At 68.8% G+C, this 14,744-nt stretch carries 17 protein-coding genes; 7 read left to right on the forward strand and 10 right to left on the reverse strand.

Going from position 1 to position 14,744, the window contains the following annotated elements:
• Positions 1–57: 57 nt before the first annotated feature.
• Positions 58–450 (reverse strand): DUF4307 domain-containing protein, encoded by a 393-nt coding sequence (locus AC25YV_RS11100; protein WP_488123905.1) that lies wholly within the window; start codon positions 448–450, stop codon positions 58–60.
• A gap of 69 nt (positions 451–519) precedes the next feature.
• On the opposite strand from AC25YV_RS11100, the gene AC25YV_RS11105 reads away from it, so the two are divergent.
• Complete coding sequence (locus AC25YV_RS11105; protein WP_488123906.1) at positions 520–804, forward strand: hypothetical protein; 285 nt, start codon at positions 520–522, stop codon at positions 802–804.
• Positions 805–807: 3 nt separating this feature from the next.
• Here the strand turns inward: AC25YV_RS11105 and trhA are convergent, their stop codons facing one another.
• Positions 808–1,485, reverse strand: a complete 678-nt coding sequence (gene trhA, locus AC25YV_RS11110) for a PAQR family membrane homeostasis protein TrhA (protein ID WP_488124043.1) — start codon at positions 1,483–1,485, stop codon at positions 808–810.
• Positions 1,486–1,609: 124 nt separating this feature from the next.
• Here trhA and AC25YV_RS11115 point away from each other — a divergent pair, with 124 nt between their 5' ends.
• The 3 genes from AC25YV_RS11115 (at position 1,610) to AC25YV_RS11125 (ending at position 4,703) form a co-directional block, all read left to right on the forward strand.
• Positions 1,610–2,395: an isoprenyl transferase gene (locus AC25YV_RS11115; protein WP_488123907.1), complete on the forward strand. Its 786-nt coding sequence runs from the start codon at positions 1,610–1,612 to the stop codon at positions 2,393–2,395.
• A 245-nt stretch (positions 2,396–2,640) separates the two neighbouring features.
• Positions 2,641–3,969 carry an RNA 5'-3' helicase PhoH2 gene (gene phoH2, locus AC25YV_RS11120; protein ID WP_488124044.1) on the forward strand — a complete coding sequence of 443 codons (1,329 nt, stop codon included), beginning with the start codon at positions 2,641–2,643 and terminating at the stop codon, positions 3,967–3,969.
• A 110-nt stretch (positions 3,970–4,079) separates the two neighbouring features.
• Positions 4,080–4,703, forward strand: a complete 624-nt coding sequence (locus AC25YV_RS11125) for a hypothetical protein (RefSeq protein WP_488123908.1) — start codon at positions 4,080–4,082, stop codon at positions 4,701–4,703.
• A gap of 76 nt (positions 4,704–4,779) precedes the next feature.
• Here the strand turns inward: AC25YV_RS11125 and AC25YV_RS11130 are convergent, their stop codons facing one another.
• From AC25YV_RS11130 to xseA, 7 genes are read right to left on the reverse strand one after another with little or no spacing between them, the layout of a single operon-like run.
• The gene (locus tag AC25YV_RS11130; RefSeq protein WP_488123909.1) at positions 4,780–5,436 is read right to left on the reverse strand and encodes a response regulator transcription factor; all 657 of its coding nucleotides are present in this window, start codon (positions 5,434–5,436) and stop codon (positions 4,780–4,782) included.
• Positions 5,433–6,950, reverse strand: coding sequence for a sensor histidine kinase (locus AC25YV_RS11135; RefSeq protein ID WP_488123910.1), 1,518 nt, complete (start codon positions 6,948–6,950; stop codon positions 5,433–5,435). The genes AC25YV_RS11130 and AC25YV_RS11135 overlap by 4 nt, the downstream gene beginning before the upstream one ends.
• Before the next feature lie 47 nt (positions 6,951–6,997).
• Positions 6,998–8,392, reverse strand: coding sequence for a class II fumarate hydratase (locus tag AC25YV_RS11140; protein WP_488123911.1), 1,395 nt, complete (start codon positions 8,390–8,392; stop codon positions 6,998–7,000).
• Between the two features lie 33 nt (positions 8,393–8,425).
• Positions 8,426–9,076 (reverse strand): carbonic anhydrase, encoded by a 651-nt coding sequence (locus tag AC25YV_RS11145; RefSeq protein WP_488123912.1) that lies wholly within the window; start codon positions 9,074–9,076, stop codon positions 8,426–8,428.
• Positions 9,073–9,726, reverse strand: coding sequence for a DUF4245 family protein (locus tag AC25YV_RS11150; protein ID WP_488123913.1), 654 nt, complete (start codon positions 9,724–9,726; stop codon positions 9,073–9,075). The genes AC25YV_RS11145 and AC25YV_RS11150 overlap by 4 nt, the downstream gene beginning before the upstream one ends.
• A complete protein-coding gene (locus AC25YV_RS11155; protein ID WP_488123914.1) occupies positions 9,726–9,965 on the reverse strand; it encodes an exodeoxyribonuclease VII small subunit in 240 nt (79 codons plus the stop codon). Before AC25YV_RS11155 ends, AC25YV_RS11150 begins: the two co-directional genes overlap by 1 nt.
• A 1-nt stretch (position 9,966) precedes the next feature.
• The gene (xseA, locus tag AC25YV_RS11160; protein ID WP_488123915.1) at positions 9,967–11,271 is read right to left on the reverse strand and encodes an exodeoxyribonuclease VII large subunit; all 1,305 of its coding nucleotides are present in this window, start codon (positions 11,269–11,271) and stop codon (positions 9,967–9,969) included.
• A gap of 106 nt (positions 11,272–11,377) precedes the next feature.
• Here xseA and AC25YV_RS11165 point away from each other — a divergent pair, with 106 nt between their 5' ends.
• The 3 genes from AC25YV_RS11165 to AC25YV_RS11175 are packed head-to-tail and all read left to right on the forward strand — an operon-like array spanning position 11,378 to position 13,541.
• Positions 11,378–12,418, forward strand: coding sequence for a 4-hydroxy-3-methylbut-2-enyl diphosphate reductase (locus tag AC25YV_RS11165; protein WP_488124045.1), 1,041 nt, complete (start codon positions 11,378–11,380; stop codon positions 12,416–12,418).
• Positions 12,415–12,990 carry a DUF6264 family protein gene (locus tag AC25YV_RS11170; RefSeq protein WP_488123916.1) on the forward strand — a complete coding sequence of 192 codons (576 nt, stop codon included), beginning with the start codon at positions 12,415–12,417 and terminating at the stop codon, positions 12,988–12,990. The genes AC25YV_RS11165 and AC25YV_RS11170 overlap by 4 nt, the downstream gene beginning before the upstream one ends.
• Positions 12,987–13,541, forward strand: coding sequence for an MOSC domain-containing protein (locus tag AC25YV_RS11175; protein WP_488123917.1), 555 nt, complete (start codon positions 12,987–12,989; stop codon positions 13,539–13,541). Before AC25YV_RS11170 ends, AC25YV_RS11175 begins: the two co-directional genes overlap by 4 nt.
• An 89-nt stretch (positions 13,542–13,630) precedes the next feature.
• Here the strand turns inward: AC25YV_RS11175 and fbaA are convergent, their stop codons facing one another.
• Entirely contained in the window at positions 13,631–14,662 is a 1,032-nt protein-coding gene (gene fbaA / locus AC25YV_RS11180; protein WP_488123918.1) for a class II fructose-bisphosphate aldolase, read from the reverse strand.
• Positions 14,663–14,744: the final 82 nt, after the last annotated feature.

Raw genomic sequence — 14,744 nt, forward strand, 5'->3', positions numbered from 1 at the left:
CTGTGGGGGCGGTACGGCGAACGCCCCGGCGGTTGCCAGGGCGTGAACGGGAACAGACTACGTCACCCAGCAGTCGTTGACAAACCCCGATACCGCGCCCGCCGTCGTGGGAACGACCTCGCTGAACGCGCGGCCGTGCAGGTCGCTCGCCTCGTACTCGACGACCTTCCAGCCCACGACGCCGTGATCTTCGTCCTGAGCCTCGAGGACGCACGCGACGCTGCGCTCCGGGGGAGAGGTGAACTGGAAGTCGATGACGATGGTGCGCTCATCGACCACATCGAAGCCCGTCGTGTCGGCGTCGACCGCATCGAGGGACGAAGCCACCGTCATCCACGAGAAGAGTCCCACGGCGATGACGGCAAGTGTGATCCCGATGATGACGAGCGCACGCGAACCCGAACGACTGCGCCGACCATAGCGCCGGTCGAGCATGTCCTGGGTCGTCATCGCGATCCTGTCGAGAAGATTAGGCTGGGACATCCAGGCTATGCGCTTTCTGCGCGGATCGAGGACACCATGCACGCCGTGATCGCCGCGTTCGCGACCGCAGCCCCCCAGCCGACGCCGAGCATGACGGTCGACCCGTCGCTGGTGACTCCCGGTCCACTGGGTTTCGCCGTCATCGTGCTCATCGTCGTCGCGGTCTTCCTGCTCATCTTCGACATGCTGCGCCGGATCCGTCGAGGCCGCGTGCGCGCTGACATCGCCGACGAACTGCGCGAAGAGGCCGAGGCGCGCGATGCGGCCGGGCAGGCGGACGGCTCACGTTCAGACGACTCGCAGGCACCGCCGCGCGCCTGAGGATCAGGGGCCGTGGTAGGCCGGCTGCATAGCGATGAGCAGGCACGCCGTCCAGTGGCAGAGGAACGCCAGCACGGTGCACACGTGGAAGATCTCGTGGAAGCCGAAGTGCCCGGGCCACGGGTTCGGCCGCTTGAGCGCGTAGATGACCGCGCCGAGCGTGTAGAGCAGACCGCCGATGACGACGAGGATCATCATCGCCGGGTTCGCCTCGAACAGCGGCACGAGGTACATGACGGCCGCCCAGCCCAGCACGAGGTAGAGGGCGACATAGAGCCAGCGTGGCGCGTCGATCCAGAACACCCGGAACAGGATGCCCAGCAGCGCGCCGCCCCAGGCGAGCGAGAGCAGCGTCACGGCCTGGGCGGTCGGGAGCGCAAGCACCGCGATCGGGGTGTACGTGCCGGCGATGAGCAGCAGGATGTTGGCGTGGTCGATCCGCTTCAGGATGGCCTTGGTGCGCGGACCCCAGTCGATGCGGTGGTACAGGGCGGAATTGCCGAAGAGCAGCATCGACGTGAGCATGAAGACGGCCGAGGCCCATTTCGCCGGGCCGCCCTGCGCCAGAGCGATGAGCACGATGCCCGCCACGATCGCGATCGGAAAGGTCGCGGCATGGATCCAGCCGCGCCAGGTCGGGCGGATCTCGGGGGTCGCGGCGTCGACGTCCGCTGCCTCCATGAGGGGCAGCTCAGGAACGTCGGGTTCTTCGGAAACACGGCGGCGGTCGGTCACACGCACAGATTACGCGTCCGAGTATGCCGCGGGAAACATGCCGCGCGGCGTCGCGCGGTAGCGTAGGGGTGTGGCGCGCGCTTCGTCGAACGAGGGTAGAGGGCCCCTCTATCGGCTGTACATCAACCGGCTCCGCCGCCGCCTCCATGACGCGGCGGTACCGCGGCATGTCGCCATGATGATCGACGGCAACCGGCGCTGGGCCCGCCAGCTCGGCTACGATTCGGCCGCTCACGGACATCGCGCCGGCGCGGCCAAGATGCGCGACTTTCTCGGCTGGTGCGACGACATCGGGGTCGAGGTCGTCTCGCTGTACCTGCTCTCCAACGACAACCTGGCCAAGCGCGACTCGCGTGAGCTGTCCGACCTCATCGACATCATCGCCGAACTCGCCGACGGACTCTCACGCGAACGCGACTGGCGAGTGCAGCATGTCGGGCGGTCCGAGCTGCTGCCGCCCGATCTCGCCTGCGTGCTCGAGGAAGCGCAGGAGCGCACGAAGGGCAACACGGGTCTGCACGTCAACCTCGCCGTCGGATACGGCGGGCGAGGCGAGATCGTCGATGCCGTGCGTAGCATCATCGCGGATCACTCGACGTCGGGGGGATCACTCGACGAGCTCGCCGAGAGCCTGACTCCCGAGCAGATCGGCGAACACCTTTACACGGGCGGTCAGCCCGACCCGGACCTCGTCATCCGCACCTCGGGCGAGCAGCGACTGAGCGACTTCCTGCTGTGGCAGTCAGCGCACTCCGAGTTCTACTTCGTCGAGGCGCTGGGCCCGGATCTGCGCGAAGTCGACTTCCTGCGCGCGATCCGCGACTACGCAGACCGCGATCGGCGATTCGGCAGCTGACGGCCCCCGCCTTCGCGACGGCGCGCGTGTCGGAACGCACGTTCACCGCCGCTTAGCCTCGCCTCGGCGTGTCGAACGCAGCGGATGTCATGTGGCGGACGTACGTTCATCGCATCGGGCATCGTGCCCGGTCGGGTCGGCCTCTTGGATCGCGACTCGTGACACCTGGTCGACTCGTGACTGCCGGGTTCTCCACCCGGGGCGGGGAGTGGGTTGTGACCACCACACGAGCACCACACGAGCAGATCGACCAGGAGCTGCCCGGCCTCGACCAGGCCGATCAGACGCTGCGCACCTATGTCTTGGACACCTCGGTGCTGCTGAGTGATCCGCGGGCGTTCTTCCGATTCGCCGAGCACAGCGTCGTGATCCCGGTCGTCATCATCACCGAGCTCGAGGGCAAGCGCCACGATCCCGAGATCGGCTACCTCGCCCGCCAGGCCCTGCGCCACCTCGACGAGCTGCGTGTCGAGCACGGTCGACTCGACTTTCCCGTACCCGTCGGCGAGGGCGGTTCGCTGCGTGTCGAGCTGTCGAACACCGATGCCTCGGTGCTGCCGCAGGGCATGCGCCTGGGCGACAACGACTCCCGCATCCTCGCGGTCGCGATGCACCTCGCGCAGGACGGCCACGAGGTCACGGTCGTCTCGAAGGACCTGCCGATGCGCGTCAAGGCCGCCTCGCTCGGCGTGAGCGCCGAGGAGTACCTCGCCGAGCAGGCCGTCGACTCGGGATGGACGGGCATCGCCGACATCCATGTCTCGGGCGACGAGATGAGCGACCTGTACGAGAGCGAGGTCGCCGAGAGCGACGACGTGCGGGGTCTTCCCGTCAACACCGGTCTCATCGTGCACTCCGAGCGGGGGTCGGCGCTCGGGCGGGCACATGGCGACGGCTCGTTCTCGCTCGTGCGGGGAGACCGCGAGGTGTTCGGACTGCACGGCCGCTCGGCCGAGCAGCGCATTGCGATCGACCTGCTGTTGGACCCTGACGTGGGCATCGTCTCGCTCGGTGGCCGCGCGGGGACCGGCAAGTCGGCGCTCGCGCTGTGCGCGGGCCTCGAGGCCGTTCTCGAGCGCCAGCAGCAGAAGCGGATCATCGTCTTCCGACCGCTCTTCGCCGTGGGCGGGCAAGAGCTGGGGTATCTGCCGGGAGACCAGCAGGAGAAGATGAACCCGTGGGGTCAGGCGGTCTACGACACCCTCGGATCGGTCGTCTCGAGCAATGTCCTCGACGAAGTGATCGAGCGCGGTCTGCTCGAGGTGCTGCCGCTCACGCACATCCGTGGCCGCTCGCTCCACGACGCGTTCGTCATCGTCGACGAGGCTCAGTCCCTTGAGCGCAACGTGCTGCTGACCGTGCTGAGCCGCATCGGGCTGAACTCCCGAGTGGTGCTCACCCACGACGTCGGACAGCGCGACAATCTGCGCGTCGGACGGCACGACGGGGTGGCATCGGTCATCGAAACGCTCAAGGGACACGGCCTGTTCGCGCACGTGACGCTCACGCGATCCGAGCGGTCGGCGATCGCCGCGCTCGTCACCGACCTGCTGGAGGCGGGTGAACTGGCCTGAATCGGCGGCCGGTATGAGAAAAGTCTCACCCGCGAGAGGGACGGTCAGGGGGTGGGCTCTGACACCATTGAAGGGTCCGTGAATTCCACGGACTCGAAGGGACGGCTCTCGTGGACACGCGCGCACGGATCGCGATCGGAGGTACGACCGCGTTTGCGGTGAGTGCCGCCGTCGTCGCCACCGTGGTCGTGAGCAATGCCGCGATCTTCGCGGAGTTGCCGGGGGCTCCCGTCAACACCGCGACGGTCCAGATCAGTCGAGCACCGCAGGCGACCGTCACGCCGGCGCCCGCCGCCGGACCGGCCGACGTGTCGCCCGTCACCGAGATCGTCAGCGAAGACGTCCCCTCGCCCGTGGCGCCTCCCGCCGCCGCTGAGCCGCCCGCTGCCGTGGCTCCGCCGGCGACGCCGGTCGCCCCGCCCGTGGTCCATACGCCGCCGGTCGTCGCCGAACCGCCGGTCGCCGTCGTCGTGCCTGCTCCCGCGCCCATCGTGGTCGTACCGGACGTCACGGTCGTCGGGCCGGGTCCGTCGAGCCGCGCCGAGCGCCCCGATCGCGACAACCGTGAGAGCGTCGACACCCACGACCACCCCCGCTTCGGCCTGCGCGGCGAGGCGCCGGCGCCCCTTGAGACTTCCGCTCCGGCGGTGAGATCGTCCGTCCCCGGGACACCCCTGCACGGGGACGGCTCGAAGAGAGATCGATCGCAAGGTTCCCCAGACTCACGCGATTGATGTGCGACCGGCCTCCCCCAGACCGGTCTTCCAGCCCCCGACGTCCCCCAACGTCGGGGGCTTCTCTCGCGTGGGACTATTCCCAGCGATAGCCTTCGCCGCGCACCGTGACGATGTGATGCGCCCCCAGCTTGCCGCGCAGGTAGCGCACATAGACATCGACGACGTTCGAACCGGGGTCGAAATCGAGGCCCCACACGGTGCTCAGCAGCTGTTCGCGGCTGAGGACGCTGCCCGCGTGGCGAAGGAACTGCTCGGCAAGGGTGAATTCGCGCGCCGACAGCTCGACGGGAACGCCCGCGACGGTCACTCGGCGTGCCAGCACATCGAGCACGATGTCGCCGCGGCTGATCAGCACACCGCCGGCCTGCGTGGATTCACGTAGCCGTGAGCGCACACGTGCGAGAAGTTCGTCGAATGTGAAGGGCTTGGCGACGTAGTCGTTGGCACCGGCGTCCAGTCCCTCGACCGTGTCCCGCGTACTCGATCGGGCCGTCAGCATGATGACCGGAAGCGCCGTGTTGCCGGCCCGCAGCTCGCGCAGCACTTCGAAGCCGTCCATCGTGGGGAGCCCGATGTCGAGCAGGACGAGGTCGGCGGCACCGCTGAGCGCTGCCTGGAGCCCCTCGGCGCCGTCTTCGATCTGGATCGTGTCGTAGCCGGCGGTCTCGAGCCCGCGTGCGATGAACGCCGCGATGTGGGGTTCATCTTCGATGATCAGAATCGTCGTCATCCCGATGCCTCTCGCTGAAGCACGACGTCACCGGCGCGGACGGGTGCGGGGAACTCCGTCGTTGCGACGGGAAGGGGGAGATGGATCGTGAAGGTCGCACCCCCGCCGGGGGTATCGGTCACGGCGCAGTGACCGTTGTGCGCCTTGGCGATGGCGTCGACGATCGCCAGGCCCAGACCCGACCCGCCGACGCTGCGCTTGCCGTGTGCGCGGTCGAAGCGGCGGAAGATGCGATGCCGCGCCGCCGGCGGGATCCCGGCACCGTGGTCGCGCACCCACAGTCGGATGCCGGAGGAGTCCTTCGCGCTGCCGATCTCGATGACCGACCCTTCGGTGGTGTACTTGGCGGCGTTGTCGGCCAACTGCAGCCACGCCTGCAACAGACGGTCGTCGTCGCCCAGCAGGCGGCCGCGCGCGACATGCTCGACACGCCACGTGTGACCCGGGATGACCGAGACGAGCTCGCCGACGCGCTCGGTGAGTGCAGCGAGATCGATACGGGTGAGGGTGAACGAGCCCCCCTCGACGCTCGCGAGCAGATCGATGTCCTCGACGAGTCGGGTCATGCGGTCAAGCTCGGCGATGCCGAGATCTCGGGCGCTGGTCACATCGGCGGCATCCCGGGGGTTCATGAGTTCGAGGTGTCCCCGCACGATCGTGATCGGCGTCTTCAGCTCGTGCCGCACGTCATCCAGGAGTCGGCGCTGCACATCGACTGAACCTTCGAGGCGGTCCAGCATCGAGTTGACGGTGCGGGACATGTCGGCGATCTCGTCGTTGCCGACGGCGGGAAGGCGCGGCGACAGGTCGTCCAGGGTGATGGTGTCGGCCGTTTCGCGCAGGTGCCGGATCGGCGAGAGCAGGCGCCCCGTCACGAACCAGCCGACGACCCCCATCGCGATGAGCACGATGAGCGTCGCGACGCCGTACGTCGCCATCGCGGCGGTCACCGGCTCGAGCTCCGCCTCCAGGTCGACGGCGCGCACGTACACGCCTTCCTGCGGATCGCCGTCCATACGGATCGGGATCGCGATGTAGCTCAACGGCCCGTGCGAGGTCACTGCGGTACCGCGCACTGTCTGCCCGGACGCCGTTTCCGAGACGACGCGATCGACGAAGTCCTGGTCGTCCGAGATGTCGAAGCCCGACAGCGTCGAGGGAACGAATCGCGGAACGCCGTCGACGATCGCGATCGAGGCCTCGTTGCGCGCGGGGACGAGCCGCGCGACGACCGCCTCGAGGTACGCGTCGACGGACGGAAAGTCGGTGACGGGGACGTCCTCGACCGCCGTCTGGGTCTGCCCGTCGCCGGGGGGCGAGGACAGAGGGGCGTCGGCGACCGTCTGCAGACGCGCCACCTGAGCTTCCAGGCGCTCGTTGATCTCGGTGACCACCCAGTCGCGCTGCATCAGGAAGGTCACACCACCGACGATCGTGAGTCCGACGCAGGCCACGGCAAGCACCGCGCCGAGAATGCGGACGCGCGCCGAGATCGGGCGTGGTGTTCGGGCCACTCCCTGATTATGGACCCCCGTGGCCCCGCGTGGTGCTTCGGCTTCGATCAGCCCGGGTGCGTCATCGACAGCAGGTCGAGCTTCTCGTCGAGCTGCTCGATGGTCAGCTCGCCGCGCTCGACGTAGCCGAGGTCGAGGACGGCCTCGCGCACCGTGATGCCGTTGGCGACCGAGTGCTTCGCGATCTTCGCCGCCGCTTCGTACCCGATGAGCTTGTTGAGGGGGGTCACGATCGACGGCGACATGCCGGCGAAGGCAGCCGCGCGGTCGACGTTGGCCGTGAGCCCGTCGATCGTCTTGTCGGCGAGCAGGCGTGAGGCATTCGCGAGCAGGCTGATCGACTCGAGCAGCGCCGAGCCCATGACGGGGATCGCGACGTTGAGTTCGAACGATCCGGACGCGCCGGCCCACGCGATCGTCGCGTCGTTGCCGATGACGCGGGCGCACACCATGAGCACGGCCTCGGGGATGACGGGGTTGACCTTGCCCGGCATGATCGAGGAGCCCGGCTGAAGGTCGGGGATGTGCAGTTCTCCGAGACCCGTGTTGGGGCCGGAGCCCATCCAGCGGATATCGTTGTTGATCTTCGTGAGCGAGACGGCGACGGTGCGCAGGGCACCGGATGCCTCGACGAGAGCGTCGCGGTTCGCCTGGGCCTCGAAGTGGTCCTTCGCCTCGGTGATCGGCAGCTCGGTGTCGTTCACGATGAGTTCGAGCACCTTCTGCGGGAACCCGAGCGGCGTGTTGATGCCGGTGCCCACGGCGGTGCCCCCGAGGGGGACCTCGGCGACGTGGGGGAGGACGGCCTGCACGCGCTCGATGCCGAGGCGGATCTGGCGCGCGTAGCCGCCGAACTCCTGGCCGAGCGTGACGGGGGTGGCGTCCATGAGGTGCGTGCGGCCCGACTTCACGACGCTCGCCCAGGCTTCGGCCTTTGCTTCGAGCGCGACCGCGAGGTGGTCCAGGCCCGGGATGAGGTCGTCGATGATCTCCTGCGTCACGGCGATGTGCACGGACGTCGGGAAGACATCGTTCGACGACTGCGACGCGTTGACGTGATCGTTGGGGTGTACGGGCTGCCCGAGGTCGAGCGAGGCGAGCTTGGCGAGCACCTCGTTCATGTTCATGTTCGACGAGGTGCCGCTACCGGTCTGGTACACGTCGATGGGGAACTGGTCGGCGAACTCGCCCGCGATGACGCGGTCGGCCGCGCGCGCGATGGCGTCGGCGATGTCGGCGTCGAGCGTGCCGAGCTCAGCGTTGGCGAGCGCGGCGGACTTCTTGATGAGCGCGAGGGCGGCGATCTGGGCCGGCTCGAGACGGTCTCCGGAGATGGGGAAGTTCTCGACGGCACGCTGCGTCTGTGCGCCGTAGAGGGCGTCCTTGGGCACCCGGACTTCTCCCATGGTGTCGTGCTCGGTGCGGTACTCGATATCGGTCACGTCGTCGTTCCTCTCGTCTCTGGATCTCGGGGGTCAGGCGTCTGTCGTGACGCCGAGGCTGATGGCCGGGGCGGCGAGCCCTTCGGCCAGGCGGTAGTTCGCAGCCACGATGCCCACCCGCTGCTCGGCGATCGCCTGGCTGACGAGCTCGGACGAATGCAGCAGCCACGCAACGGTGTCGCGCAGGTGCTCACGGCCGACGAGCTCGGCGTCAACGGTCCCGGGACGGACGCCGTCGACGGTCTGCTCGCGGATGACGCGGCGTGCAGCGGGCACGATGGGCGCGATCTGGCGCCAGATGTGGGGCGCGAGCGGGGGAGCGTCGAGCTGCGTGCTCTCGATCGCGGCCGCGACGGCGCCGCACTCGTCATGGCCGAGCACGACGATGAGGGGCACGTCGAGCACCGCGACGGCGTACTCGATGCTGCCCACGACCGAGTCCGAGATGACCTGACCGGCGTTACGGATGACGAACAGGTCGCCCAGGCCCTTGTCGAAGATGATCTCGGCCGCGAGTCGGGAGTCCGAGCAGCCGAAGAGCGCCGCGTGCGGGCGCTGCCCCCTCGCGAGTTCGTGGCGACGCTGGGCATCCTGATGGGGGTGCCGCGGCGCGCCGGCGACGAATCGCTCGTTGCCGCGCCGCATCTCGTCCCACGCCTCCTGCGGTGTCGGCATCCCGTTCATTCAGCGTCCTCTCGCAGCGTCAGCACTTCGTCGGCCACCGCGGTCGCCATGTCTTCGAGGAGGGCGTCAGCGGCGGTGCCGTAGATCAGGATCGAGTCGTCGCCGGCGGTCGTGCCGAGGGCGACGGTGATGTTGCCGGTGCGGCTCGCCTCGAGGTCGTAGCGGTCCCACGTCACGCCGCCGATCTTCTGCGTGCCGCTCGGCGCGGACCCCGACAGCTCGCGTGTGATCCAGCCGGCGTCAGCGTCGAAGGCCTGCGCGACGATGAGGTATCCGGGGATCTTCTCATCGGCGGGGGCGTAGACGATCGTCCAGGCGCGGACGGAGCCGTCACCATCGACCGAAGCCCGGTTGACGACCCAGTCGTCGGTGGACACGGCGGGGGCGATCGCGGTGTGCCCCTCAGCGACGCCGATGCTCTCGGCCGTTGCCGCGACATCGATCGGCTCCTGCGGTGGCGGCGTGCCGCGGGGCACGCCCAGGACGATGACGGCGACGATCGCGATCGTGACGAGCAGTGCCGCGATGAGGTTGCGGGTGGTCTGGCTCGACCGGTAGGTGCGCGAGGCTTCGGCCTTGCGGGTCGCGGTCTCGGCGGGGGTCTCGGGGCGGCCGAGTTCGGCCACGATCCGCGGCTGGCGCGACGCCATCACGCCTCCGCGTCCGGCTGGGTGGTGCCGCGCGCGGCTTCGAGGCGGCGCTTCGCGCCGAGCAGCCACTCTTCGCAGCGGGCGGCGAGGGCTTCGCCTCGTTCCCACAGCGCGAGCGAGTGCTCGAGGGTCGGAGCGCCCTGTTCGAGTTCGGCGACGACACGGACGAGTTCGTCGCGTGCCTGCTCGAACGAGAGGTCCGAGACTGCCGCGGCGGTCGAGTCGGTCATGGGCTCCATCCTAGTTCGCAGCCGCCGGACGCCCGGTCGCGTCGCCTTCGTCGAGTGGGCCCTCCGAGCGGGCCCCGAAGGAGCCTCGTGCGACCGTGACGGCGACGTGCGCCCCCGCCGGTGCCTGCTCGGCATCGCGGACGATGGCGCCGTCGCCGAGGTGGGCGATCGCATAGCCGCGGGCAAGCGTCGCCGCGGGTGACAGCGCGCGCAGCGTCGCGCGCAGTTCGGCCGTGCGTCGCCCCTGCCGCTCGAGGGCACGGTCGACGACATCGCGCCCCCGCGCGCCCAGCAGGTGCAGCTCGTGGGCGCGCGTCGTCAGGAGAGACTCGGGTGCGCGCAGCACCGGCCGGGAGCGCAGCTGTTCGAGCTGGGCGATGTCGTGGCCGACGCGGGTCGTCAGCAGCGACGTCAGACGGGAGAGCAGGTGCGCGACGTAGGCGCGCTGTTCGGCCACGTCGGGCACGATCCGCTTTGCGGCGTCGGTGGGGGTCGATGCGCGCAGGTCGGCGACGTCGTCGAGGATCGGGTGGTCGTTCTCGTGGCCGATCGCGCTCACCACGGGTGTGGATGCCGCGGCGACAGCCCGCACGAGACGCTCATCGCTGAAGCCCAGAAGCGTCTGCGGGTCGCCGCCGCCGCGTGCGATGACGATGACGTCGACCTCGGGATCGGCGTCGAGGGTGCGAAGCGCCGCGAGAGTCTCGGGCACGCACCGGTCGCCCTGCACGGCGGCGTGGATCGTACGGAACCGAACGTGCGGCCAGCGCAGCTCGGCGTTGCGGTGCACATCTTTCTCGGCGTCGGAGTTCTCGCCGGTGATGAGGCCGATGAGGTGGGGGAGGAAGGGCAGCGGCCTCTTGTGCGCGGGATCGAACATGCCCTCCGAGCGCAGCTGGGCCCGCAGGCGCTCGAGCTTCTCGAGCTGGTCGCCCAAACCCACGTGGCGCATCGCCGACACGGCGAAGCTGAAGTCGCCCGTGCGCCCGAAATAGTCGGCTTTGACGCACGCGATGACGTGGTCGCCGACCTTGAGGTCGGCCGGCAGGCGCTCGCGGGTCGACGACCACAGGCGGAACGAGATGGCGGCATCCGACGTGACGTCTTTGAGGCGCCCGAACACGTTGCCGCCGCGCAGGTTCCACGAGGTGATCTCGCCTTCGACCCACACTGAGCCCCACTTCGTCACGAAACCGCGGATGGTCTCGTTGAGTCGGGAAACCGACGTCGGGGCCTCGAGGGAGGAATCCCGCGGATGCACCGAATCGGGCGGGGGAGCCGCGCCCGGCACGGGGGCGGCCTGGAAAGTGGTCATGCAGTCCTCTCGTGTGCGCGCGCCGCGACGTGGTCCGGCCTTCGCACAGGTGTCCGCCCATAGACTCATGCATGTGACTGCTGTGTCTGCGAACCCGATCGTACGGATGGCGGTGCCCCGCGTTCCGCGGCGGCGCGAGCGCCTTCAGGATATCCCCGTCCCCGGACACAAGAAGGTGCTGCTCGCTGCCCCGCGCGGATACTGCGCCGGTGTCGACCGCGCCGTGGTCGCGGTTGAGAAGGCCCTCGAGCGGTACGGCGCGCCCGTCTACGTGCGCAAGCAGATCGTGCACAACATCCACGTCGTGACCGAGCTCGAACAGCGCGGTGCGATCTTCGTCGAAGAGGTCGACGAGGTGCCTGAGGGGGCGCACGTCGTCTTCAGCGCGCACGGTGTCTCTCCCGCCGTCGTGGATGCGGCATCCGACCGAGGCCTGCGCGCGATCGACGCGACGTGCCCACTCGTGACGAAGGTGCACCGCGAGGCGGTGCGCTTCGCCCGCGATGACTACGAAATCCTGCTGATCGGTCACGAAGGGCACGAAGAGGTCGAAGGAACCGCCGGCGAGGCCCCCGACCACGTCACGGTCGTGAACTCTCCGGAGGAGGCCGACACGATCGAGGTCAAGGACTCGTCCAAGGTCGTCTGGCTGTCGCAGACGACGCTGTCCGTCGACGAGACGATGGAGACCGTGCGGCGCCTGCGTCTTCGGTTCCCGCACCTGCAGGATCCCCCGTCGGATGACATCTGCTACGCGACCCAGAACCGTCAGGTGGCGATCAAGAAGGTCGCGAAGGATGCCGACCTCGTCATCGTCGTCGGATCCGCGAACTCCTCGAACAGTGTGCGTCTGGTCGAAGTCGCGCTCGAGTACGGCGCGAAGGCGGCGTATCGCGTCGACTACGCCGACGAGATCGAGCAGGCATGGTTCGACGGCGTCGAGACCGTCGGCGTCACCAGCGGCGCCTCGGTGCCCGAGGTGCTCGTGCAGCAGGTGCTCGAAGACCTGGCGAACGCGGGCTACGTCGATGTCGAAGAGGTGCGCACGGCTGAAGAGGACCTGCTCTTCTCGCTTCCCAAGGAACTGCGTCAGAACGCCGACGGCTCGCGTGATGACCGCGCCATCGGCGGACGGGTCCGCGCGTGAGCGACTACGCGCCCCACGTCGGTCCCGACGGCCGTCAGCGGCCGCGGTACGGCGAGTACGCGTCGGCGGATGAGCAGCGCGCCCGCATCCAGCAGCCCGACGCGACCGAAGCGCTGTCGGCGGGCATCGCGCCCTCGGCATCCGATCCCGAGCCGATCGTCGCCGCGCCAGGACCCGCGCCTGCTCCCGCTCCCGTTCGCCGAGGCTCGTCGGTGAACCGGCTCGCGACGATCATGCTGCTCGCCGCGGGCGCGGCGAATGTGCTGGTCTCGCTGTTCAGCTACCTCGACCTGGCTTCCGCGCTCGAAGGCTCGTACGCGCTGCTGGGCATCGACGGCGCTTTCACCAACCTCGCGGCCGCGCGGCAGTGGGGCCTCATCGCGGCGGTCGTCCTCGTGTCGGGGTACATCGCCACGCTCATCTTCTCGTGGAAGCGCCTCACGGCCGGTCGTGTGTCGTGGTGGATCCCGATCGTCGGGGGCGTCGTGACGTTCTTCATCGTGAGCCTGTGCCTCATGGTGCCGCTCACGGGCGACCCCGCCTTCCAGGAGTACGTCACCTCGATCCGATGACCACGCCTCGACTCGTCGCCGTCTGCGCTGTGCACCAGTTGCGCCGCGATGCAGGGTCGGTCGGTGTCACGGGAATCGACAAGCGTGCCGTGACGGGTCCCGTCAAGGTCGGCGCCTACGGCGTGTACGCCGACGTGCAGGCCGATCGCAAGCACCACGGCGGGCTCGACAAGGCCCTCTACGCGTACGCCGAGGAAGACGCCCGGTTCTGGGAGAGCGAACTCGGCAGGCAGCTCGCGCCCGGTTGGTTCGGTGAGAACCTGCGCACCGAGGGGATCGACGTCAACGCCGCGCGTGTCGGGGAGCGCTGGCGTATCGGCGAGCGCGTCGAGGTCGAAGTCACGATGCCGCGCACGCCGTGCCAGACCTTCGCGCGATGGGTCGGCGGTGATGACGAGCGAGGCTGGGTCAAGCGATTCTCCGCCGCCGGGCGTCTCGGCCCCTACCTGCGCGTGCTGACGACCGGCCGCGTGCAGGCAGGCGACGAGATCGTCGTAACGCACCGACCCGAAGACGCCCCCACGGTGCTCGAGGTCTTCCGCGGGCACTGAGCATCGCTTGTCCATGAACATGAGGATGCCGCGACCCGAGCGGGCCGCGGCATCCTCATGTCGGCAGGCTCAGTGACCGCCCGGAGCCGTCACGCGCCGAGACTCTTGCCGTACGAGCCGAGCTGGCGGGTCGCCGCGACGACGCGGGCGGCCATCGCCGATTCGGCGACCTTGCCCCACGCGCGCGGGTCGTACTGCTTCTTGTTGCCCACTTCGCCGTCGATCTTGAGCACGCCCTCGTAGTTCGAGAACATGTAGCCCGCGATCGAGCGGGTGAACGCGTACTGCGTGTCGGTGTCGATGTTCATCTTGATGACGCCGTTGGCCACGGCGAGCGCGATCTCTTCGTCGGTCGAGCCGCTGCCGCCGTGGAAGACGAGGTCGAGCGGCTTGGGGCCCGTGCCGAACCTCTCGGCGATGCCCTCCTGGATCTCACCGAGCAGCTCGGGCCGCAGCTTGACGTTGCCGGGCTTGTAGACGCCGTGCACGTTGCCGAAGGTCAGGGCCGAGATGTAGCGACCGTTCTCGCCGAGCCCGAGAGCCTCGACGGCCTTCGTGACATCGGCGACGGTCGTGTAGAGGGCGTCGTTCGAGCCCTCGTGCGTCACGCCGTCCTCTTCGCCGCCGACGACGCCGATCTCGACCTCGAGGATCGCGTTGATGTTCTTCAGCCGGGGGAGCAGGTCTTTAGCGATCTCGATGTTCTCGTCCAGAGGCACGGCCGAGCCGTCCCACATGTGCGACTGGAAGATCGGGTTGCGCCCGGCGCGCACTTCTTCTTCGGATGCCTCGATGAGAGGCAGCACGAAGGTCGGCAGTGCTTCTTTGGGGCAGTGGTCGGTGTGCAGCGCGACCGTGATCGGGTAGTTCTTGGCGACCTCGGTGGCGAAGCGGGCGAAGGCGAGCGCGCCGGCGGCGCGGGCCTTGACCGTGTGGCCCGCGAAATAGTCGGCGCCGCCGGTCGTGACCTGGATGATGCCGTCGGACCCGGCTTCGGTGAGCCCCTGGAGGACGGCGTTGATCGTCTGCGAGCTCGAGACGTTGATGGCGGGGTAGGCGAAGCCGCCGGCCTTGGCTCGGTCCAGCATCTCGGCGTATTGGTCGGGGGTGGCGACGGGCATGAGTGCTCCTTGCGGTCGGTCGGCTCCTGCTTACCTCTGACTTTAGCGAAGGGACCCGACGGGGGGAGGGGGGTGACGCTCT

The organism is Microbacterium sp. Y832, assembly GCF_057669765.1.

Coding starts and splice junctions, on each gene's coding strand:
- AC25YV_RS11100 (WP_488123905.1), bottom strand. CDS start 450: ATGACGACCCAGGACATGCTCGACCGGCGCTATGGTCGGCGCAGTCGT.
- AC25YV_RS11105 (WP_488123906.1), top strand. CDS start 520: ATGCACGCCGTGATCGCCGCGTTCGCGACCGCAGCCCCCCAGCCGACG.
- trhA (WP_488124043.1), bottom strand. CDS start 1,485: ATGGAGGCAGCGGACGTCGACGCCGCGACCCCCGAGATCCGCCCGACC.
- AC25YV_RS11130 (WP_488123909.1), bottom strand. CDS start 5,436: ATGACGACGATTCTGATCATCGAAGATGAACCCCACATCGCGGCGTTC.
- AC25YV_RS11145 (WP_488123912.1), bottom strand. CDS start 9,076: ATGAACGGGATGCCGACACCGCAGGAGGCGTGGGACGAGATGCGGCGC.
- AC25YV_RS11150 (WP_488123913.1), bottom strand. CDS start 9,726: ATGGCGTCGCGCCAGCCGCGGATCGTGGCCGAACTCGGCCGCCCCGAG.
- AC25YV_RS11155 (WP_488123914.1), bottom strand. CDS start 9,965: ATGGAGCCCATGACCGACTCGACCGCCGCGGCAGTCTCGGACCTCTCG.
- xseA (WP_488123915.1), bottom strand. CDS start 11,271: ATGACCACTTTCCAGGCCGCCCCCGTGCCGGGCGCGGCTCCCCCGCCC.
- AC25YV_RS11165 (WP_488124045.1), top strand. CDS start 11,378: ATGGCGGTGCCCCGCGTTCCGCGGCGGCGCGAGCGCCTTCAGGATATC.
- AC25YV_RS11175 (WP_488123917.1), top strand. CDS start 12,987: ATGACCACGCCTCGACTCGTCGCCGTCTGCGCTGTGCACCAGTTGCGC.
- fbaA (WP_488123918.1), bottom strand. CDS start 14,662: ATGCCCGTCGCCACCCCCGACCAATACGCCGAGATGCTGGACCGAGCC.